Below are 21,652 nucleotides of genomic sequence, written 5' to 3' on the forward strand. Positions count from 1 at the left end.
CCTGTTGCTGCGGTCGGGCCGCTACCGCCGGGGTGATGTTCGTCGGCCGGCAAGGCCCACGCCGCAGGCGGCAAGCCCCATGCCGCCGACCTGCAGCGGCACAAGCGTTTCATCAAAAAGCAGCCAGCTCAAAAGCGCCACGACCGGCGGCACCAGATAAAAAAGAGATGCAACACTTGAGACCGAACCGCGACGAATCATGACCAGCAGCAGGGAGATCGCGCCGACCGACAGGCCAAATACCGACCATAAAAGGCCTGTCCATGCCTGCCAGTTCGACTCGAAGCGCATGCTTTCGGTGGCCATGGCGAGCGGCAGTGTCACCACAAAAGCGCCGATAAACTGAATGGCGGCATTGGTACGAAGATCAGCGCCTGGGCCGGTTCGTTTTTGCCAGATGGTGCCCAGCGTAATGCTCAGCATGGCGATCGCGACCGCCACCAGCGCCATCGGGTCGATCTCGCCGAAATCTGTCTGCAGTCCGGGCAGCAGCACCAGAAGCGTGCCGGCCAGGCCGATCAGTACCCCCAGCCACTGGCGAGCATCGGGGCGCTCATTGAGCATGGAGCCGGCGAAAAAGGTGGTGGCCAGCGGCTGAAGCCCGACGACGAGCGCCGCTACGCCTGCCGGAAGGCCGCGATCGACCGCCCAGAAAACGCCACCCAGATAAAGGCTCTGCAGCAAAATGCCGACCAGCAGTGCCCGCGTCCAGGCCGTGCGTCCGCGAGGCCAGCGGGCACCGACGGCCTGGGCAATCAGCACAAACACCAGCGCACTGAGCAAAAACCGGTAGCTCAGGAAAGTGAGCGGGTCGGTCCAGGGGGCAACCAGCCGTGCGGCGATAAACCCGGTGGACCAGATGCCGACAAAGGCCAGCGGTACAAGGCGTTCTAGCGTCATGACAGAAAGCTCCTGCAGCGAGTATCGTCGCGCAAGGCTAGGCCGCGCTGAAGCTGTGAAGCTGGTTCATGGCGCGCGCCCAGTCGCCGGACAGCGCCAGCGGCAGGGTCTCGAGCGAGGCCTCGATGGCCTCATCGATGGCACGGCGCTCGCTTTTGCCCGGGGCGCCTAGCACGTAATTGACCACCTGACTGGCGCTGCCGGGGTGGCCGATGCCCAGTCTCAGACGGTGGAAATTCTTGTTCTGGCTCAGGGCATTGATGGTATCACGCAGACCATTGTGGCCGCCGTGACCGCCGCCCTGCTTGTACCGCGCCTGTCCGGGAAGAAGGTCAAGCTCGTCATGCACCACCAGAAGCGATTCGGGCGGCAGCTTGTAGAAGGCGGCCAGTGCACCGATCGACTGGCCGCTGTGATTCATGTAAGTGGCAGGCGCCAGAAGGTGAATATCCTGACCTTCGATGGTGGCGCGTGCGTAATGTCCTAGCAGCTTGCGCTCGCTGCGCAGCGTGGCGTGATAGCGACCGGCCAGGGCATCGATCAGCCAGAAACCGGCGTTATGACGGGTCTGCGTGTACTGGGCGCCGGGATTGCCCAGCCCTATGATCGCTTTGATATCGCTCATGAGGCGTTCTCGCTTTTGTGATCACAACGCCCTGCGGTGCATGCAGGTTATAAATCAGAACGGCCGGGCGAGCCGGGCAAATGGCCCGGCCCGACCGGCCGTCAGGTATCAGATGGCAGGCGCCATCCTTAGACCTGCTCGCCCTCGCCGCCGTTATCGGCTTCGGTGCGCTGAACGTCGGAAGACGGATCGCCTTCGCCTTCAGGATCATCGGTGCCACGGTCCGGATGCGTGATGGTCACGATGCCCATGTCGTGGTCTTCGCCATGCGTCAGCGCCACGATGGTAACGCCCTTCGGCATCGGGATGTCGGACAGGTGCAGCGTGTCACCCAGTTCCATGTCGGCCACGTTGACTTCCAGATACTCGGGAAGGTCGGCCGGCAGGCAGGTAACTTCAACGTCGTTGGCCAGTACGTGCAAAACGCCGTCCTGTTCACGAACACCCTTGCACTCTTCATCGCCTGCGAAGTGCAGCGGCACGGTGATGGTCAGCTCATGAGTGGCATCCACGCGCATGAAGTCGGCGTGCGTGATCAGTTCCTTGTAGGGATGACGCTGCAGATCACGAATAACCACCTGCTCCTTTTTGCCATCAACATCGATGTTGATGATGGAGGAGAAGAAGGCTTCATCTTCAAGCGCCTTGTAAAGGGCCGGCTTTTCGATGGCGATCGGCTGCGGCTCGGCGGTGCCGCCATAGATAATGGCCGCGACACGTTCGTTCGCGCGACGCAGGCGGCGGCTCGCACCTTTCCCCAGCGCCGTACGAGCGACAGCGGTCAGTTGATAATCATGTTTCATGGGTTGGACCCTCATTGGTTCAAGTCGAAAACGACACGGCCCGCGACCAGACCTGTGCCGTTTTGTCGGGCTTTCGCATCATGCGAAAGCGGATACCGGCGCGATGTCAGTGAAACATCGCGCTGACGGATTCTTCATTGCTGACGCGCCGGATCGCCTCGGCGATCAGACCAGCCACCGAGAGCTGACGAATCTTGCCGCTGCGACGAGCATGTTCGGCCAGCGGAATGGTGTCAGTCACGACCAGCTCGTCGAGCTGGGATTTTGAAATATTGTCGACCGCCGGACCGGACAGAATGGCGTGTGTCGAATAGGCCATGACGCGGCGGGCGCCGTGCGCCTTGAGCGCTTCGGCGGCCTTGCACAGCGTGCCGGCCGTATCGACCATGTCATCGACCAGCACGCAGGTGCGATCCTTGATATCACCGATGATGTGCATCACCTGGGCCTGATTGGCCGACGGGCGACGCTTGTCGATGATGGCCAGATCGGCATTAAGCTGCTTGGCGATGGCACGAGCACGCACGACCCCGCCAACATCGGGCGAGACGATGGCGATGTCGTCGTAATTCTGGCGTTCGATGTCATCGAGCAGAATGGGCGAGCCGTAGACATTGTCGACCGGAACATCGAAAAAGCCCTGAATCTGATCGGCATGCAGATCCATGGTCATGACGCGGTCCACGCCGGCCTTGACCATCATGTCGGCGACCACCTTGGCGGAGATCGGCACGCGCGCCGAGCGCACGCGACGGTCCTGGCGGGCGTAGCCGAAGTAGGGGACCACGGCGGTAATACGAGTCGCGCTGGCCCGACGCAGGGCATCCACCATCAGGATCAGTTCCATCAGGTTGTCGTTGGTCGGAGCACAGGTCGACTGGAGAATAAAAACGTCCTTGCCGCGCACGTTCTCGTTGATCTCGACCGCGATCTCGCCATCGCTGAACTGACCGACCGTGGCATGGCCCAGACGATTATCGAGGCTCTCGGCCACCTTGCGGGCAAGCTCGGGGTTGGCGTTCCCCGCGAAGACCATCAGTTTAGACACGCGCAGCCACCTTTGGACGCTTGTAGAAAATCGGGGTGGTTTGAAGTCAAGCGTGAATGACATCGAAAAGAGATGGCTGGGGTACCAGGACTCGAACCTGGGAATGCCGGTACCAGAAACCGGTGCCTTACCACTTGGCTATACCCCAGTAACCCTTGATGCAAGCACTGACGCTTGATGCTTCATGATACTCCGGTACTTGATGATACCCGAAGCCTGTTCAGAGCCTGATGCAGAGGAGAGATGTTACAACCGCGTGCCCTGAAAACGCTCCAGCGGTCCGGGTACGCATGCCGGGCGATACCATAGAGTATCTCCTGTTCCAGTTCAAGCGCTGCCGTTTCTTCCTCGAAAGGGCAGAAAACGCAGGCGCCGGTTCCGGTCAGCATGGCGGGCCCGTAATGTCGAAGCAGATCAATGACCTCACCGATTCCCGGCTCGAGTCTTCGCACCACGGCCTCGCAGTCGTTGTGACCTCCCTGCAGGGCGCGCGACATACTAATCAAGGGGGTGTCGCGTGTCAATTGCGCATGGCCGAAGACGCCAGCCGTCGACACGCTCACCCCCGGGTGAATCACGACAAACCAGGGGGTGTCCAGTGCCGCCGGTACCAGCCGTTCCCCGACCCCTTCCCCCCAGGCGGCAAAACCGCGAACGAACACGGGCACATCGGCCCCGAGCGAAAGCCCAAGCGTTGCCAGCGTGTCGGTGTCCAGATCGAGCTGCCAGAGATGGTCAAGTGCCAGCAGGGTCGTGGCCGCATCGGAGCTGCCGCCACCCAGACCGCCGCCCATGGGCAGTCTCTTTTCAAGCGTGATATCTACCCCCGGCAGGGCCTGATCGACCGTTGCCTGTAAAAGGCGGGCTGCACGGACGATCAGGTTGTCTTCGGTGCTGACATTCTCGATCGCCGGCGACAGGGTAATGGCCTCATCGTTGCGCAGGCGAAAGTGGAGGGTGTCGCCGTGATCGAGAAACTGAAACAGGGTCTGCAGCTCGTGATAGCCGTCCGGGCGCTTGCCCACGACATGCAGCATGCGGTTGAGCTTGGCCGGTGCCGGCAGGGTCAACGAGGCATTTCCGGTCATGGCAGTTCTGCCTGTCCCGGCTGCCAGCGGTTGATGACCAGCGTGGTGCGGATGTCGTCGTAGGTCATGACGATGCGTCGCGGCAGCCACAGACCGTCTGCCTGGCTCCAGTCACGATAGTCGATGTGCCAGCCGGCCTGATCAAGCGTTGCCGGAAAGCCGACATCGTCTTCGCTCATGCGGTGCGGGCCGCGCGGGTCAGGCAGGGCGCGCACCCAGTAGACCAGTGATGACAGCGGCAGCGACCAGCCCATCTGCTGCGCCATCAGCTCTTCCGGAGTGGTCGCCTGAAAGGTGCCATCGCCATTGGTCAGCGTCACCTGCCGGCCATCGCCTTCCAGCGTGTTGCGTCCCGTGCCCCATGGGCCACTGACCGAGATGCGGTATTGATCGCCGCGCTGGATCCAGTCCAGATTGGCGCTCTGGCTGTCGTCCGGGGTACGGATGCCAACCTTGCCGGCGGCTGTCCAGCTGTCCAGGGCTTCAAGCCGGGGCTGCTGGCTGCGCCAGTCGCCGGGAAGGCGGTCCTGTTTCTGCGAGGGTGCCTGAGTGGCACACCCGGCCAGAAGGGCGATCAGGGCGAGGGTCAGAAACTGTAGCGTGCGACCGATCGCGTTACCTGACGTCATGGGGTGTTCTCCTGAGAAGTGGCGGTAGAGGATGTTGCTGTAGCGGGTGGCGGGCTCAGCGGTGTCAGCAGCGGATAGCGACCCAGCAGATCATCGATGGTGGGGTGCGTGCGAAAGCGTGCCGTGGCGCCTGCAATGATGCGACGTGCCTGCTCGCTGTCACCGCTGGCCCAGAGCGCTTCTGCCAGATGCGCGGCGACCTCTTCATCCGGCATCAGGGCGTAGGCCTGTTTGAGCAGGGCCACGGACTGATCAAGCCGGCCCAGATGAAAGTAGGCCCAGCCCAGACTGTCGATTACCGGGGCCGACTCCGGCGCCAGCCGGTGGGCGCGTTCCAGAAGCTTTAGCGCCTCTTCGTGGCGTTCGGTCTGCTCGGTCAGGGTATAGCCCAGCGCGTTGAGAGCGTCGACATTGTCGGGGTCGCGCTCAAGCAGGGTGCGCATGTCACGTTCCATGGCCTCGAGATCCTGATGTTCGATGGCGCGAATGGCGCGTATATAGAGAAGGCTGTTGTTGTCGGGTGAATGCGCCTTGATGGCGTCGTCGAGCAGCTCATCGGCGCGCGCTCGCTGATCGTTTTGATCCAGCAGGGAAAGCGAAAGCTCCATGAGCACGGCGGACTGGTCGGGGTGGTCCTTTTTCTGGTCCTGCAGCCAGTTCAGGGCATCATCGATGCGCTGGCGCTCTACCAGCAGCTGGACGCCGCGCACGCGCGCCGCCGTGAAGTGCTCGCCTTCGGGGACACGCGCATACAGCGCCAGCGCCTGATCAAGGTCATCCAGTCTTTCACTGGCAAGACCGGCCAGCATATAAAGCTCGCCCGAAGGGGCGGCGCTGTCATCTTCCAGCGCCGGTGCCAGCAGTCGCTGTGCAGCGTGGGGGTGGTCGTTGCGCAGATAAAGCCGGGCCAGCGCCAGACGCAGCTCAAGATTGGCCGGCATCTCCTGCATCAGGGTGTCGAACTGCTGTTCTGCGGCATCGACATCGTCCATGGCCAGATTGGCCTGGGCCATGGCCAGAATGAAGCGGTTATCTTCGGGAGCGAGGTCATGGCCGCGCCGGGCGTATTTCAACGCCTCGGCGGCATCATCACGATCCAGTGCAATCTGACTGCGAGCCAGCCAGAGTGCCGGCAGTTTGTCATCAAGGGTTTCGGCGCGCTCAAGGTCCCGGTCGGCCGCGTCGTTATTCCCCTGTAGCGAGCGAAGCAGGGCGCGTGCCGTTAACGCATGGGGCTGGTCGGGGTGGCGTGTGAGGTAGCTTTCAAGCGGTGCCAGCAATTCTTCGGCACCGGCGCCACTGGTAATGGCATCTTCCAGAAAGGCCTCCAGATCGGCGTCCTGACCGCTGGCGTCGACCTCGAGCAGCAGTGCCATGGCCGTGGCCCATTCACCCTGTTCGGCGGCGGCGGCGGCCAGAATGCGGCGGGGCGGCGCGCTTTGCCGGTCCAGCGCCGCCCAGTGATTGGCCGCGGCCACAACCAGGCGGGGATCATTGCTCAGACGCGCCATCTGTGTGGCGCGTCGCGCCAGGCCAATGTCCATATGGCGCTGGCTCTGCTCCACATAGGTGCGGGCGGCCAGTCCCAGGTCGCCGCGCTGGGCGGCAATGTCGGCGCCCAGAAGCGCCCCAAGGGTTGCACCGTCAAGGCCTGCCCGGGAGGGCGCATCCTGACCCTGATTATTGTCGCTCTGAGTTCGGGTACTGACATCAGGTGAGGTCGGCGTGGTCGCGTGGTCACCGGCAGTGGCAAAGGATATCGGCCAGAGTGCCGCGGGCAGCAGCAGTGCGGCCATCGATAGCCATATTGTGCGTTGGCGCATCCGTATCCTCATTGATGGCGAAACCTGCAGGCGCTATGAGGCTGATGAAAGCGTTACATCCCATGGCGCCCGGGGCTATGTTAGAATGCTCGACCATGAAGTGCGAGCACCGCGGCATGGCGCAGGCCGCCGGTGCCATTCACAAGTAACATGCGCACTGTATCACCGATAACGGACCTGACCTGACGGGGCCGGATACCTGACACATTATCCAGTCACGTCTCAGCGTTCTACACGAACGTTATAGCTAATACGGTATCACGATGCTTCTTTCCCTAGGCATCAATCACAAGAGTGCGACCCTTGAAGTACGCGAGCAGGTCGCTTTCTCCTCCAGTCAGATGGCGCTGGCGCTTGAAGACCTGACATCGCTTGTCGAAGTTCAGGAAGCCGCCATTCTGTCGACCTGTAATCGAACCGAGATCTATTGTCGGCTCGAAGGGGGAGACGAGCGTCTGGTGCTTGAATGGCTCGGTCATTTTCATCGTCTGCCCGTCGAGTCGCTGCAACGCTGCGCCCGATGGCACCGTGACGGCGAAGCCGTGCGTCATTTGATGCGCGTGGCCTGTGGCCTAGACTCCATGGTGCTCGGAGAACCCCAGATTCTGGGGCAGATCAAGGGTGCCTATCAGGTGGCCAGAACCCATAACACTCTGGGCAGTGATCTCGAGCGTCTTTTCCAGCATACCTTTGCCGTGGCCAAGCAGGTGCGCACCGAAACCGGTATCGGTGAAAACCCGGTGTCGGTGGCCTATGCCGCCGTCAATCTGGCCGGGCGCATCTTCGATGACATTCGCCAGTCCCGCGCGCTTTTGATCGGTGCCGGCGAAACCATCGAGCTGGTGGCACGCCACCTTCGCGATGCCGGCATTCAGGGCATTATCGTGGCCAATCGCACGCGCGAGCGCGCCCAGACGCTGGCCGATGAGGTCAACGGGGTGGCGATCGGGCTGGACGAGCTTGAAAACGCGCTGGTCTGTGCCGACATCGTGATCTCCTCGACCGGCAGTCCCACGCCGCTTCTGGGCAAGGGGATTGTCGAGTCGGCGCTGAAAACGCGCAAGCACCGCCCCATTTTCATGGTGGACATTGCCATCCCGCGGGACATCGAGCCGCAGGTGGGCGAGCTTGACGACATCTTTTTGTACAGCATTGATGATCTCAACGAGGTCATCAGTGAAAACCGCCGCTCGCGCCAGGCCGCCGCCGACCAGGCCGAAGAGATGATTCTGGCCAATGTCTCGGTCTGGCAGCACGAACGGCGGGTGCGCAGCGCCGGCGACCTGATCCGGCGCCATCGCCATCAGGCCGAGCGCCTGCGTGCCGAGGCTGAAAGTGAGGCGCTGGCGGCGCTGTCACGCGGTCAGGACCCCGAGTGGGTCATCCAGAAATTGACGCAGCAGCTCACCAACCGGCTGCTGCACGGTACGACTTCACGCATTCGCGCGGCCTCCGGTGCCGAGCGGGTGGATCTGATCCAGGCTGCGGAGGAACTCTTGATCGACGACAGCGCGCTGCACCAGGAATCGCCATGAAGGCCTCGCTCAGAGACCGGCTTGACGGCTTTGCCGAACGTTTTGAAGAACTCTCGAGACTCCTTTCCGACCCGGGCGTCATCGGTGATCAGACCCGGTTTCGCAACTACTCGCGCGAGTATGCCGATCTGGAAGAACTGGTCGGACACTGGGCACGCCATCGCAGCCTCGAGGCCGATCGTGACAGCGCCGGTCAGATGCTTGAAGACAGCGATCCGGACATGCGCGCCATGGCGCATGACGAGATTGCCGACATCGACGAGAAGCTCGAAGCGCTGGAGCCACAGCTGCTGCAGCTTTTGATCCCGAAGGACCCGGACGATCAGCGCAGCGTCTATCTCGAGGTGCGCGCCGGCACCGGCGGCGATGAAGCCGCGCTCTTTGCCGGCGATCTTTTTCGCATGTATTCGCGCTACGCCGAAAGCCGCGGCTGGAAGATGGAAACCGTCAGCGCCAGCCACGGCGAACAGGGCGGGTTCAAGGAGATCATCGCCCGTGTGGCCGGCGGTGACATCTACGCCCGGCTCAAGTTTGAATCCGGCGCGCATCGGGTGCAGCGGGTGCCGGCGACCGAATCCCAGGGGCGCATCCATACCTCGGCCTGCACGGTGGCCGTCATGGCCGAGGCCGATGACGTCGCTGAGGTCGAGCTCAACCCGGGTGATCTGCGTGTAGACACCTTCCGTGCCAGCGGCGCCGGCGGCCAGCACGTCAACACCACCGATTCCGCGATCCGCATTACGCACCTGCCGACCGGTACCGTGGTGGAATGCCAGGACGAGCGCAGCCAGCACAAAAACCGTGCCCGCGCCATGTCGCTACTGGCGGCCCGCCTCAAACAGAGTGCCGAAAGCGCCAGACAACAGCAGCAGTCCGATACGCGCCGTTCGCTGGTGGGTTCGGGCGATCGCAGCGAGCGCATCCGCACCTATAACTTCCCGCAGGGCCGTGTTACCGATCACCGTATCAATCTGACGCTCTACAAGCTTGGGGAAGTCATGACCGGTGCGCTTGATGACATTATCGATCCGCTGGTGCATGAATATCAGGCCGACCAGCTGGCGGCCATGACCGGCGAAAACGGCTGACAGAAATGACTGACAAGAGCTTTCATGCGCATTGATCAGGCCCTGTCCGATGCCGTGGCCCGTCTTGCCCGTCACGCCACTGACGAGACAGCCATGCCCCATCTTGATGCCCAGCTGCTGCTGGCCCATGTGCTGGGGCGTTCGCGGACCTGGCTTTATACCTGGGGGGATCGCGAGGTTGAACCAGCCGAAGCCAAGCGTTTCAATGCCCTGGTTGAGCGGCGCGAGCAGGGCGAACCGGTGGCCTGGCTTTTGGGCTATCGCGAGTTTTTTGGCCTGCGTCTCGCCGTGTCGCCTCATACCCTGATCCCGCGTCCCGATACCGAAACGCTGGTCGAACAGGCGTTGACGCATATGCCGGCGAGCGATGTGCGTGCACTGGATCTGGGCACCGGCAGCGGCGCCATTGCCCTGGCGCTGGCGTCTGAACGCCCCGACTGGCAGGTGACCGGTATCGATATTGTTGCAGAAGCCGTCACCCTGGCGCAGCGCAATGCCGAGACGCTGGGCATCACCAATGTCCGCTTTGAGCAGGGCGATTTCTTCTCGGCGCTGGCGCCCTCCATGCGCTTTGAGCTGATCGTCAGTAACCCGCCCTACATCGACGCGTCTGATGAGCATCTGGGCCAGGGCGATGTGCGCTTTGAACCGCGCTCGGCGCTGGTGGCAGGGCAGGACGGCATGGCTGATCTGCTGCACCTGATCGAGACTGCCCGTGATTTTCTGACCGTCGGTGGCTGGCTGATGCTGGAGCACGGCCATCAACAGGGTGAGGCGGTGCGGGCGGCGCTGGAAAGTGCGGGCTATACGGCCGTTGGCACCTGTCCCGATCTGGGCGGGCGCGAGCGGGTCAGTCTGGGGCAGTGGTTTTCTGCCGCCCTGAATCCCTGATCGCAGTATGAGAGTGACCATGAACGACGAGCAGCTTCTGCGCTACAGCCGCCAGATCATGCTCAACGAGCTTGATTACGAGGGCCAGACACGCCTCATGGCAGGTCATGTACTGATCATCGGGCTGGGCGGACTGGGCTCGCCGGCGGCACTCTATCTGGCGGCCGCCGGTGTGGGCATGCTCACGCTGGCCGATGATGACCGGGTTGATCTTTCCAACCTGCAGCGCCAGATCGCCCATGGCGAGGTGGATATCGATCACTTCAAGGCGCAGTCGGCGGCCGAGAGTATTGCCGCGATCAACAGCCACTGCCGGACGCAGGTCATCACCGAACGTCTCCAGGGCGAAGGGTTGCAGCATGCCGTGGCCCGTGCCGATGTCGTGCTCGACTGCACGGATCGTTTTGAAAGCCGGGACGCCATTAATCGCGCCTGCGTGGCCGCCGGCACGCCACTGGTCTCCGGCGCGGCCATTCGCTTCTCGGGGCAGCTGGCCGTCTTTGACCTTCGCGACCCGGCCGCCCCCTGTTACGCCTGCCTCTATGGCGACAGCGCCGCTGAAGATCAGCTGACCTGTGCCGAGAGCGGCGTCATCGCTCCGCTGGTCGGCATGATCGGCAGCTATCAGGCGCTCGAGGCCCTGAAGCTTCTGGGCGGCTGCGGTACGGCGCAAAAAGGGCTTGCCACCTTTGATGGCCTGAGCGGGCAGTGGCGACACTTCGGGCTGGGGCGTGATCCGCACTGCCCGGTGTGTCAGGACAGGGACTGACGGTTCTGGCAGGACAGTCGCTACCGCAGGTCATGATGCCGCGTCTTCCGACGCGGTTTTTTACGTTGGCGCTGTATTCGATGGAAAAGTGCGATCATCGAGTCATGAGCCGCTGAATTGTTTACCGGTTCTGCCACGGCCGAATCGGGTCGGCCAAAAAAAGGCTGTAAACCCTGTCGGCCCACCATGGCCTCTCGGTACGCATTCCCACCATAATGCTTTTTTCATACGCCTTGATGAGCTGTCCCGATGAGCGAGCACTCCTGGTATGCCCACTCCCGCAATCTGGCGCTGGTCCATACGGCTTCCCTGGCGGGCGCGCAGCGTTTTGATGTCGCCATCATCGGCGGCGGGGTGACCGGGTGCAGTGCGGCGCTGCATCTGGCGGAGCGGGGCTATCGCGTGGCGCTTTTGGAGGCGGGAGAAATTGGCGCGGGCGCCTCGGGGCGCAGCGGCGGGCAGATTCTGCCGGGGCTGGGGACCGAGCTTTCGGTGATCGCCAGAGCGCTGGGACAACAAGCCGCGCGCGAGGTCTGGGAGATGAGCCGTGAGGCGGTGCGGCTGACCGAGTCGCTGATCGAGCGTCACGGCATCGACTGCGAGTATTCCCGCGGGTATCTTCACGCCGCGATCAAGCCGCGTCACGAGCGTGCCATGAAGGCCTGGCGGGACGAGATGGCGACGCGCTATGGCTATGAGGGTCTTGAATGGCTGGAAGGCGAGGCCCTGCAGCGCCATGTGGTCACCGATGCCTACCTCGGCGGTCTGTATGAGCGCGAGGCAGGCCATCTGCATCCGCTCAACTATACGCTGGGGCTGGCACGCGCCGCCCAGCGTGCCGGGGCCGTGATTTTCGAGCACAGCCGTGTGAGCGATATCACGCGTGGCAAGACCGTGCAGCTGACCACGGCACACGGGCGAATTGACTGTGACCATCTGCTGGTCGCCGGCAATGCCTATCTGGGCGGGCTGGTGCCGGAGATCGAGCGCAAGATCATGCCGGTGGTCAACTACATCATCGCCACCGAAGCGCTCTCCGAGCACCAGGTGGCACAGACCCTGCCACAGCGTGACGCGGTCTCGGATGCCAATTTTGTGCTGGACTACTATCGCCTCACCGCAGGGCGGCGTTTACTCTATGGCGGTCAGGTCAGCTACAGTGGCCGTGAGCCGCGCGGGCTTGTCACGATCATGCAGCGCAAAATGCGCGAGCTCTTTCCAGTGCTTGAAGATGTAGCGATCGATTATCGCTGGGGCGGCCGGGTAGCGATCACCCGCAGCCGGGCGCCGCACTTTGGCCGGCTGGATGACAACATTCATTTTGTGCAGGGCTATTCGGGCCATGGCATGGCGCTGGCAGGGCTTGCCGGACAGCTGATGGCGCAGGCCGTGGCCGGGCAGAGCGAGCGTTTTGATCTGCTGGCCGCCATGAAACATCTTGATTTTCCGGGCGGTCGCCGGCTTCGAACGCCGCTTCTGGTGCTGGCGACCGCCTTTTACCGATTAAGGGATCGCCTCTGAGCTCTGGAGCGCTGTCCTGCAACCGACCTATACCGACACTGCACAAGCGGTGCATTCATACGCAAGGGGATCCTGTTCGATGGCAGAACGCTCACCGACCGCCGCACCCGACGGGCCATTTCAGCATCGCGATAGCACTCAGGGCGCCAATGCCGGGGCGGCGCGTGAGGCGTCTTCCATCAACCTGAAAGGCATTCGCAAGGAGTATCCGGGGGGCGTGGTGGCGCTTGAAAGCGTGGATCTGGATATCCGCGCCGGCGAGTTCTTTACCCTGCTGGGGCCTTCCGGCTGCGGAAAGACCACGCTGTTGCGCATGCTGGCGGGGCTGGACGAGCCCAGCGCCGGGACGCTGTCCATTGGTGGGGTGGATGTCACCGACACGCCCCCTCACAAGCGTAGCGTGAATACGGTTTTTCAGTCATATGCGCTGTTTCCGCATCTGTCGGTGCGCGACAACATCGCCTTTGGTCTGAAAATGCGCGGCATGGCGCGCAGCGAGCGCGAGCAAAAGGTGGTCGAGATTGCCGAGTTCATCAAGCTCGGCTCGCTGGTGGATCGCCGCGTCGATCAGCTCTCCGGCGGCCAGCGACAGCGCATTGCGCTGGCGCGCGCGCTGATCTGTGAACCCGACGTGCTGCTGCTCGATGAGCCCCTGTCGGCACTCGATGCCGGGCTTCGCAGCCAGCTGCAGGTGGAGCTTTTGCGCACCCAGAAGCGTCTGGGCATGACGTTTGTGTTTGTCACCCACGATCAGGAAGAGGCGATGGTGATGAGCGATCGCATCGCGGTGTTAAGCGATGGGATCATTCAGCAGATCGGCACCCCGCAGGAAGTCTATGAGCGCCCGGCCAATCTGTTCGTGGCCCGTTTCATGGGGCATGACAATCTCTTTTCGATCTCGGCCAGAGAGGGCATGACGGTACAAACGCCGATCGGGGCGCTGGAAACCGAGGATCACAATGAGGGGAAAGTGGCGTTGATTCGCCCCGAGACCCTGGAGCTGACCTCGCCCGGCGCGCCGAGCGTGGAGCCGGGCAAGCAGCTCAATACGCTCATGTGTCGGGTCGTGGAGCGCTTTTACCGCGGCAGCAACGTCGAATACCGGCTGTCTCACCAAAGCGGCGAGCAGCACAGCGAGCTGATTGCCGAAATCTCCAATACCGGGGAGCGTCTGTTTCGGGTCGGGGATGAGGTGAAAGTCGAGATCTATCCCGAAGACGTCATCATGCTCAGCGATGACGGGGAGGGCGCATGAGTCAGGCGGATGTGGTCTGGCGCCGGCGCCGGCGTCGGGAAACCCGGCATCTTCTGGTCAGCGTGCTGCCCGGGGCGCTGTGGATTTTCATCTTTCTGGTCCTGCCCAGCGCCTATCTGATGTCGGTGGCGTTCATGACCAACGGCGGCTTCGGTCAGCCGCAGATGCCGCTGACGCTGGATGCCTTTCGCAATCTGGCAGGCTTTGGCTTTCTGGGCTGGAGCCCGGGCAATCTCTATACGCTGTGGCGCTCGGTGTTTCAGTCCGTTATCTCGCTGGCACTGGTGGTGATGGTGGCCTATCCAATCGCCTGGTATATCTCCATGTGCCGGCCACGGCTGCGCGCCATCATGCTGCTGGCGGTGGTGGTGCCGTCATGGACCAACCAGGTCATCCGCGCCTTTGGCTGGATGAATCTGCTTTCACCGGGCACGCCGCTGTCGAGTCTTGCCGAGAAAATGGGGCTGATCGCGCCCAATATGGGGCTTTTCCCGTCCGATTTTGCCGTCACCCTCGGGCTTGTCTACAACTTTCTGCCCTTTATGGTGCTGCCGCTGTATGCGGCGTTTGAAAAGCTCGATCACGCCCAGATCGAGGCGGCGCGCGATCTCTACGCCTCGCCGTTGCGCGCTTTTTTTGTCGCCGTACTACCCCAGACGCTGCCGGGGCTTTTGGCAGGCTCCGTGCTGGTCGCCATTCCGGCCTTTGGCATGTACGTGATTCCCGAGCTTCTGGGCGGCGGGCGCTCGCAGATGCTGGGTAATCTGGTCGCGAGTCAGTTCGGGGAGGCGGCCAACTGGCCGCTGGGGGCTGCCGGAGCGCTTTTGATGCTGCTGGCCACCCTGATGGGGCTTGTCATACTGCGTCGAATGGGTCGCCGCCTGGGCGGTGGTACCGAGATGGTGATCTAGGAGAGCGGCATGCAAAACCGGGGATTCAAGAAAGGGCTCGCCGTTTTCTGGTGGCTGACGCTGATCTTTCTCTACGCGCCGCTTCTGGTGGTGATGGTGTTTTCGTTTAATGCCATCAACACCTCGGCGCGCTGGGGCGGCTTTTCGCTGCGCTGGTACGAGCGGCTTTTGAACAACGATGTGGTGATCAGCGCCATCGGCCATACGCTGCTGCTGGCCGTGATATCTTCCATTATCGCCGTGATTCTGGGCGCGATGATCGGCTACGGGCTGTATCGACACCGTGCCCGCCGGCTCGGGCTTTTGATCATCCTGATCTATCTGCCGATCGTGATGCCAGACATCGTGTTCGGCATCGCCGACATGGCGTTTTTCGTCCAGATCAACCGCCTGACCGGCCTGCTCTCGCCTGGGCTTTCGACCATGGTCATCGCCCACGTCACCTTCCAGATTCCGTTTGTGGCGCTGATCGTCTATTCCCGCTTTGTCGGCCTTGATGCCACGCTTTTTGATGCCGCCAAGGATCTCTATGCCAGCCCCTGGCAGCGGATGCTGCATTTCATTTTGCCCACGCTGAAACCGGCGCTTTTGTCGGCCTTTTTCCTGTCGTTTACGCTGTCGGTGGACGATTTCGTCATCAGCTTCTTTACGGCCGGACCGGAAAGCGCGACGTTGCCGATCTATATCTGGGGCGCCATCCGTCGCGGTATCTCGCCGGAGATCAACGCCATTGCCACACTGATGATCGCGTCGGTGGCGCTGGTGGCCGTCGTGAGCCTTTTGTTCAACCGTCGCCGCGCCTGAAGTGCGGTGGCGGACTCATAAAAAACCGTAAAACCAATAATCACCATCATTGAAGGGACACTGCCAATGACGCTTTTCTCACCCCGCCCGGCGCTTCTGGCCGGTGCCGTTGCCGCCGTCATGCTGTCAGGCCATGCCAGCGCGGCCGATCGCCTCTACGTGTTCAACTGGACCGACTACATGGACCCGGAGATCATCGAGGCGTTTGAAGAGAAATACGATGTGGAGGTGGTGCAGAACTACTACGGCTCGCTGGGGGAGATGTTTTCCAAGCTGCAGGCCGGCGGCGTATCGCAGTACGACATCGTGGTGCCCTCGAACTATTTCATACCGCGCATGATCGAGGCGGGGCTGTTGCAGCCACTGGACAAGTCGCAGCTGCCCAACATGGACAATCTCATGGCGCGCTTCGTTGATCCGCCCTATGACCCGGACAATCAGTACACGGCCGCCTATCTCTGGGGCTCGACCGGACTGATTGTCAATACCGAGACCTTCCCCGAGGCGACACCGAGCTGGTCGATGGTTTTTGATGAGTCGGCCAACGGCGATCAGCCGTTTTCGATGCTCAAGGACGGTCAGGTCATGTTTGGCGCGGCGTGCGCGTTTCTGGGCAAACCCTACAACTGCACCGCGCAGGGCGACATGGTCGAGGCTGCCAAACTGCTGCTCAAGACCAAGCATCGCCGCAACTTTACCGGCTTTACCGACTCCACGCCGGTGCTGGGCCAGGTGTCGCGCGGCGTCAATGCCCTTGGCGTGACTTACAACGGCGACTATCTGCAGTACAAACATGATGACCCGGAAGGCTACGCCAACACCGAGTTCGTGGTTCCGGAGGAGGGCTCCGAGCTGTGGGTGGACTCCATGGCCATCCCGGCGCGGGCACCGCATCCTGAGCTGGCGCACGAGTTCATCAACTTCATTCTGGAGGCTCGGGTCGGGGCGCAGCTGGCCAACTACACCTTCTATTCCACCCCCAACGAGGCGGCGGTCGAGCATCTGGACGAGGTCCTTCAGCAGCCACCGTCCCAGCCCGATGAGGCGGACATGGCGCGGCTAAAGTTCACGCCGACGCTTTCCGGGCAGGACCTGCAGCGCTATCAGCAGCTGTGGAATGAAGTGCAGTCACGCTAGGTCGTAACGAGCGGTTCGCCATCGGGCGGATCGCCTTTTTTATGCGTTTGATCAGGCTCGGCTGGGGAGGCCGACATGACGCTAAAGCATCGTCCGGTGGTACTGACGGACTGGTTTGAAGAGCATCGCATCACCGAGGTGGAGTGTCTGGTCAGCGACCTGACCGGGATTCTCAAGGGCAAGATCATGCCGGCCGGCAAGTACCTTAACGGCGGCCGGCCGCGTCTGCCGGATTCGATCTTTATCCAGTCGGTGACCGGCGGCTATCCCGATGACGAGGCCCTGCGCTTCTGGAATGCCGCCGAGCTCGACATGCAACTGATTGCCGACCCGGCCGCTGCCTATCTGGTGCCCTGGGCAGAAGACCCGACCGCCCAGATCATTCATGATTGCTATTACATGAACGGCGAGCCGGTCGAAATCGCACCGCGTCATGTCCTCAAGCGCGTGCTGGCCCTTTATGAGGCCCGCGGCTGGAAGCCGGTCATGGCACCGGAAGTCGAGTTCTATCTGGTCAAGACCAACACCGACCCGGACTATCCGCTGGAGCCGCCGATCGGTCGCTCCGGGCGCCAGGAGAGCGGCCGGCAGTCGTTTTCCATTGATGCCGTCAACGAGTTTGATCCGCTCTTTGAGGAGATGTACGACTACTGCGAGGCGCAAAAGCTCGACATCGATACCCTCATTCACGAAGAGGGTGCCGGGCAGATGGAGGTCAACTTCCAGCACGGCGACCCGCTCTATCTGGCCGATCAGGTGGTGATCTTCAAGCGCACGCTGCGCGAGACGGCGCTGCGCCACGGCATGTATGCCACCTTCATGGCCAAGCCCATGGCCAACGAGCCGGGCAGCGCCATGCATCTGCATCAGAGCCTGCTGGATCGTGACAGCGGCGACAACCTGTTCGCCGGGGACAGCGGCCAGCCCAGCGACCTTTTTTTGAACTATATCGGCGGGCTGCAGACCTGGATGCCTGCGGCCATGCCGTTTTTTGCGCCCAATATCAACTCCTGGCGCCGGCTGATGCCTGGTGAATATGGCGGCTCGGCGCCGACCAACGTGGAGTGGGGCTACGACAACCGCACCGTGGGGCTGCGGGTGCCGGTGGGCAATGCCGAGGCCACACGGGTTGAAAATCGCCTGCCCGGCGCCGATGCCAACCCCTATCTGGTCATGGCCGCCTCGCTGGCCTGCGGCTATCTGGGCATGACGCAGCAGCTTGATGCGCGCCCGCCCCTGAGCGGCGGTGCTTGGAGCGGCGGTATTGCCCTGCCCAACGATGTCGGGCCGGCCCTTGACGCCCTGGATGGCTGTGATGCGCTGGCGGAGGTGCTCGGCGAGCGCTTCGTCAAGAGCTACCTGGCGGTCAAGCGCGCCGAGCATCTGGCCTATTACCGGGTGATCAGCTCCTGGGAGCGCGAGCATCTGCTGCTGCGGGTATAGGCAGCGGGCGGAACAACGTCGGCAGGACACAACAACAAATGGATCACGGGGGGAATGCGCGATGACACGATCATGGCGGTTGCGGGCCGGTGCCGTATTGCTGGCCGGGGTGAGTCTGGCAGCCAGCGCCGGGGAGAAGCGTGCGGATACGCTCTATCTCTTCAACTGGACGGAATATATGCCGCCGGATGTACTGGAGGATTTCGAGCGCGAGCATGACGTTCGCGTGGTGCAGAACTTTTTCACCTCCAACGCCGAGATGTTTACCAAACTGCGCAGCGGCGGCGATGCCCAGTATGATGTGGTCGTGCCGACCGACTATTTTGTGCCCCGGCTGGTGGCGGCGGATCTTGTCCGGCCGCTGGATCATGAACGGCTGCCAGGACTTGAACACCTGCTGCCCGAATTTCAGGACCCCGCCTACGACCCGGGCAATCGCTACAGCGTGCCCTATCAATGGGGCGTGACCGGCATCGTGTATGACACTCGCGTGCTCGATGACGTACCACGCAGCTGGTCGGCGCTGTTTGACCCGGACATCAATCCAGAAGCGCCCTTTACGCTTTTGGGCGGTGACCCACAGGTACTGTTTGGTGCCGCCTGCGCCTCGCTCGGCTACGGCTTTGACTGCACGCAAAGGGATCAATGGGTAGACAGCGCCCGGCGTCTGATGGAGAGCAAAAACCGCTCGAACTTCGTCGGGTTTACCGACAGTACCGCCACTATTGATCAGATTGTGCGCGGCGTCAGCGCCATGGGCATGACCTATAACGGTGATCTGGCCTGGCGTCAGGCCGAGGACCCGGACACTTACGGCCATCTGCGCTTTTTCGTGCCCGAGGAGGGCTCACAGCGCGGCATCGATACGCTGGTGATTCCAAAGCGCGCACCGCACCCCGAGCTGGCACAGGCGTTTATTGCCTATACCCTGCGACCTGACGTGGCCGCGCGCATCAGCAACTATACCTTCTATGCCACGCCCAATAAGGCCGCGCTCGACCAGCTCGATGATGCCCTGAAACAACCCCCCTCTAGTCTCAGTGACGAGGAGCGCTCGCGGCTGGTGTTTGTGCCGCTGATCGATACGGCGCAGCTTGGCACGCTGTCACAGCTCAACAATGAAATGCGCAGTCGCTAACTTCCGACGGCCCGCTCAGGCCGTTCGTACGGTACATTGTCATGACTCAGCCTGATGTTGCATCGACCCACCGCGACGGCCACGCCCGCTCGCTCTATGCCGCCACCATGAACCCCGCGCCTGATCGGCCGGCGCTTGCCGGGCATCACAGTGTGGATGTCTGCGTGGTGGGGGCCGGCTTTACCGGCATTTCCAGCGCCCTGCATCTGGCCGAGCAGGGCTTTCGCGTCGCCGTGCTTGAAGCGCAGCGCGTGGGCTTTGGCGCCAGTGGCCGCAACGGCGGTCAGATCGTCAACAGCTACAGCCGCGACATGGACATGATCGAGGCGCGCTTTGGTGAGGCCGCCGCTCAAGCGCTCGGCGATATGGCGTTTGAGGGCAATCGCATTATCCGCGAGCGCATCGAGCGCTACGCCATCCGGTGCGATCTCAAAAACGGCAATCTCTTTGCCGCCTGCAATGACAAACAGCTCGCCGCGCTCAGGCATCACCAAAAGCTGTGGGAAAAGTACGGCCACAGGGAACTGGAACTGCTGGAGGGGGATGCCTATCAGCGCGAGATCGGGAGTTCGCGATACAAGGGGGCGCTGCTGGACCACTCCGGCGGTCATCTTCATCCACTGAATCTGGTGCTGGGGCAGGCCGCGGCGTTTGAATCCCTTGGCGGCGTGATTTTTGAGCACTCGCCCATGACGCGGCTGGAACACGGCGAGCGGGTGCGGATTCATACCGCCCATGGTGTGATCGAGGCCGAGCGCGCCGTGATCGCCGGCAATGCCTATCTGGGCGATATCGTGCCCGAGCTTGCTGATCGCTCCATGCCGTGTGGCACCCAGGTGATCGCCACCGAAGTGCTGGATGAGGCCACCGCCAAACGGCTTTTGCCCACCGACCGCGCCGTCGAGGACAGCAACTATTTGCTCGACTACTACCGGCTCTCCGCCGAGCGCCGATTGATCTACGGTGGCGGCGTGACCTACGGCGGGCGCGATCCGGCCAGCATCGAGGGCGCCATCCGGCCCAAGCTTTTGAAGACCTTCCCGGAACTCAAGAAGGTGAGCATCGATTACGCCTGGAGCGGCAACTTCCTGATGACCCTCAACCGCCTGCCGCAGTTCGGCCGGCTCAATCACAACGTCTATTACGCCCAGGGCTACTCCGGTCACGGGGTAACATCCTCGCATCTGGCCGGCCGGCTGGTCGGCGAGATCATCAAGGGCGAAAGCGCACGCTTTGACGCCTTTGCCGATATTCGTCATCTGCCGTTTCCGGGTGGGCGGCGCTTTGCCGTGCCGTTTTCTGCCATGGGGGCCTGGTATTACGCCCTGCGCGACCGGCTGGGCGTTTGATGGCAGGCCCTTTTAAGCCTGGTGAGAACACGTGAGTCCGGACGTCTTTGCCGTCGTTCTGTGTGCGGCCGCTCTGCACGCCGGCTGGAACGCGCTGGTACGTGTGGGTCTGGATCGTCTGTTGTCTGTCATGCTGCTACGCATGAGCGGCGGGCTGCTGGCGCTAATGATGATTCCGTTGGTTGGGCTGCCGAGTGCTGCCGCCTGGCCCTGGCTTGTATTGTCCGGCGCTTTGCACGTGGGCTATAACGTGTTTCTGGCCCGCGCCTATACCAGCGGTGACTTCGGCCAGGTCTATCCCATCGCGCGCGGCTCGGCGCCATTGATCGTGGCACTTGTTGGGCTGATGGCGCTGGGGGATCAACCCTCGCTGATGGGGTATACGGGCGTGGCACTGCTCAGCGGCGGCATCTGGTGGATGGCGGTGCGCGGCGCCGGCGTGACTCGTTTGCCTCGCACGGGGCTCGTCAGCGCACTTACGACTTCCGCTTTTATCGCTGCCTATACGCTAACTGATGGGCTGGGGGTGCGTGCCAACCACGATGCCATCAGCTATATCGTGTGGCTTTTCCTAATCAGTGGGGTTGCCATGGGGAGCCTCCTGCTGGTGGTCAAGGGGCGTGAAAGCCTGAAGGCAATGGTCTCGCATTACCGGGTTGGGCTGGCAGGCGGGGCGATGTCGATGGCCGCCTACGGCGCGACCATCTGGGCGATGAGCCAGGCACCGATTGCGATGGTCGCGGCGCTGCGCGAATCCAGCGTGCTGTTTGCGCTGGCCATTTCGGCGCTGTTTCTGGGCGAGCGGTTGAGCCGTCAGCGGCTGGTGGCCGGGTTGATCATCCTGATCGGCGTGGTCGTGCTGCGCCTGGGGTAGCCGCGGGTGCCATCGTCCCCG

The 21,652-nt window shown here is 62.4% G+C and carries 20 protein-coding genes and 1 tRNA gene; 13 read left to right on the forward strand and 8 right to left on the reverse strand.

The window, feature by feature from the left end; all coding sequences use genetic code 11:
• Positions 1-21: 21 nt before the first annotated feature.
• The 8 genes from ACS92L_RS02750 to ACS92L_RS02785 form a co-directional block, all read right to left on the reverse strand.
• A complete protein-coding gene (locus tag ACS92L_RS02750; protein ID WP_438766868.1) occupies positions 22-900 on the reverse strand; it encodes a DMT family transporter in 879 nt (292 codons plus the stop codon).
• A 37-nt stretch (positions 901-937) separates the two neighbouring features.
• Positions 938-1,525 carry an aminoacyl-tRNA hydrolase gene (gene pth / locus ACS92L_RS02755; protein ID WP_438766870.1) on the reverse strand — a complete coding sequence of 196 codons (588 nt, stop codon included), beginning with the start codon at positions 1,523-1,525 and terminating at the stop codon, positions 938-940.
• Positions 1,526-1,653: 128 nt separating this feature from the next.
• On the reverse strand, positions 1,654-2,328 hold the full coding sequence (locus ACS92L_RS02760) for a 50S ribosomal protein L25/general stress protein Ctc (protein WP_438766872.1): 675 nt from the start codon (positions 2,326-2,328) through the stop codon (positions 1,654-1,656).
• A gap of 106 nt (positions 2,329-2,434) precedes the next feature.
• The gene (locus tag ACS92L_RS02765; protein WP_438766874.1) at positions 2,435-3,376 is read right to left on the reverse strand and encodes a ribose-phosphate pyrophosphokinase; all 942 of its coding nucleotides are present in this window, start codon (positions 3,374-3,376) and stop codon (positions 2,435-2,437) included.
• A gap of 73 nt (positions 3,377-3,449) precedes the next feature.
• Positions 3,450-3,524: transfer RNA gene (locus tag ACS92L_RS02770), tRNA-Gln, on the reverse strand.
• A 34-nt stretch (positions 3,525-3,558) separates the two neighbouring features.
• Complete coding sequence (gene ispE / locus ACS92L_RS02775) at positions 3,559-4,464, reverse strand: 4-(cytidine 5'-diphospho)-2-C-methyl-D-erythritol kinase (RefSeq protein ID WP_438766876.1); 906 nt, start codon at positions 4,462-4,464, stop codon at positions 3,559-3,561.
• Positions 4,461-5,093 carry a lipoprotein insertase outer membrane protein LolB gene (gene lolB / locus ACS92L_RS02780; RefSeq protein ID WP_438766878.1) on the reverse strand — a complete coding sequence of 211 codons (633 nt, stop codon included), beginning with the start codon at positions 5,091-5,093 and terminating at the stop codon, positions 4,461-4,463. The genes ispE and lolB overlap by 4 nt, the downstream gene beginning before the upstream one ends.
• Complete coding sequence (locus ACS92L_RS02785) at positions 5,090-6,916, reverse strand: tetratricopeptide repeat protein (RefSeq protein ID WP_438766880.1); 1,827 nt, start codon at positions 6,914-6,916, stop codon at positions 5,090-5,092. The genes lolB and ACS92L_RS02785 overlap by 4 nt, the downstream gene beginning before the upstream one ends.
• Positions 6,917-7,179: 263 nt before the next feature.
• Between ACS92L_RS02785 and hemA the strand changes: the two genes are divergently transcribed.
• From hemA to ACS92L_RS02850, 13 genes are all read left to right on the forward strand, one after another.
• Positions 7,180-8,451, forward strand: a complete 1,272-nt coding sequence (gene hemA / locus ACS92L_RS02790; protein WP_438766882.1) for a glutamyl-tRNA reductase — start codon at positions 7,180-7,182, stop codon at positions 8,449-8,451.
• Positions 8,448-9,539, forward strand: coding sequence for a peptide chain release factor 1 (gene prfA, locus ACS92L_RS02795; RefSeq protein WP_115853479.1), 1,092 nt, complete (start codon positions 8,448-8,450; stop codon positions 9,537-9,539). Before hemA ends, prfA begins: the two co-directional genes overlap by 4 nt.
• Before the next feature lie 24 nt (positions 9,540-9,563).
• Positions 9,564-10,430 carry a peptide chain release factor N(5)-glutamine methyltransferase gene (prmC, locus tag ACS92L_RS02800; RefSeq protein WP_438766884.1) on the forward strand — a complete coding sequence of 289 codons (867 nt, stop codon included), beginning with the start codon at positions 9,564-9,566 and terminating at the stop codon, positions 10,428-10,430.
• 19 nt (positions 10,431-10,449) lie between these two features.
• Positions 10,450-11,199, forward strand: a complete 750-nt coding sequence (locus ACS92L_RS02805) for a HesA/MoeB/ThiF family protein (protein ID WP_438766886.1) — start codon at positions 10,450-10,452, stop codon at positions 11,197-11,199.
• Positions 11,200-11,448: 249 nt separating this feature from the next.
• Positions 11,449-12,720, forward strand: a complete 1,272-nt coding sequence (locus tag ACS92L_RS02810) for an NAD(P)/FAD-dependent oxidoreductase (protein ID WP_438766888.1) — start codon at positions 11,449-11,451, stop codon at positions 12,718-12,720.
• A gap of 79 nt (positions 12,721-12,799) precedes the next feature.
• Positions 12,800-13,975 (forward strand): ABC transporter ATP-binding protein, encoded by a 1,176-nt coding sequence (locus ACS92L_RS02815; protein ID WP_438766891.1) that lies wholly within the window; start codon positions 12,800-12,802, stop codon positions 13,973-13,975.
• A complete protein-coding gene (locus tag ACS92L_RS02820) occupies positions 13,972-14,886 on the forward strand; it encodes an ABC transporter permease (RefSeq protein ID WP_438766893.1) in 915 nt (304 codons plus the stop codon). The genes ACS92L_RS02815 and ACS92L_RS02820 overlap by 4 nt, the downstream gene beginning before the upstream one ends.
• Positions 14,887-14,895: 9 nt before the next feature.
• Positions 14,896-15,690 (forward strand): ABC transporter permease, encoded by a 795-nt coding sequence (locus tag ACS92L_RS02825; protein ID WP_438766895.1) that lies wholly within the window; start codon positions 14,896-14,898, stop codon positions 15,688-15,690.
• Positions 15,691-15,756: 66 nt separating this feature from the next.
• Positions 15,757-16,827: an ABC transporter substrate-binding protein gene (locus ACS92L_RS02830; protein ID WP_438766897.1), complete on the forward strand. Its 1,071-nt coding sequence runs from the start codon at positions 15,757-15,759 to the stop codon at positions 16,825-16,827.
• Between the two features lie 75 nt (positions 16,828-16,902).
• The gene (locus tag ACS92L_RS02835) at positions 16,903-18,270 is read left to right on the forward strand and encodes a glutamine synthetase family protein (protein WP_438766899.1); all 1,368 of its coding nucleotides are present in this window, start codon (positions 16,903-16,905) and stop codon (positions 18,268-18,270) included.
• A gap of 61 nt (positions 18,271-18,331) precedes the next feature.
• The gene (locus tag ACS92L_RS02840) at positions 18,332-19,408 is read left to right on the forward strand and encodes an ABC transporter substrate-binding protein (RefSeq protein ID WP_438766902.1); all 1,077 of its coding nucleotides are present in this window, start codon (positions 18,332-18,334) and stop codon (positions 19,406-19,408) included.
• A gap of 41 nt (positions 19,409-19,449) precedes the next feature.
• Positions 19,450-20,757 carry an NAD(P)/FAD-dependent oxidoreductase gene (locus tag ACS92L_RS02845; RefSeq protein ID WP_438766904.1) on the forward strand — a complete coding sequence of 436 codons (1,308 nt, stop codon included), beginning with the start codon at positions 19,450-19,452 and terminating at the stop codon, positions 20,755-20,757.
• Between the two features lie 31 nt (positions 20,758-20,788).
• A complete protein-coding gene (locus ACS92L_RS02850; RefSeq protein ID WP_438766906.1) occupies positions 20,789-21,631 on the forward strand; it encodes an EamA family transporter in 843 nt (280 codons plus the stop codon).
• Positions 21,632-21,652: the final 21 nt, after the last annotated feature.

The sequence above is a fragment of the Kushneria halocnemicola genome, assembly GCF_965650455.1.
Taxonomy (GTDB): domain Bacteria; phylum Pseudomonadota; class Gammaproteobacteria; order Pseudomonadales; family Halomonadaceae; genus Kushneria.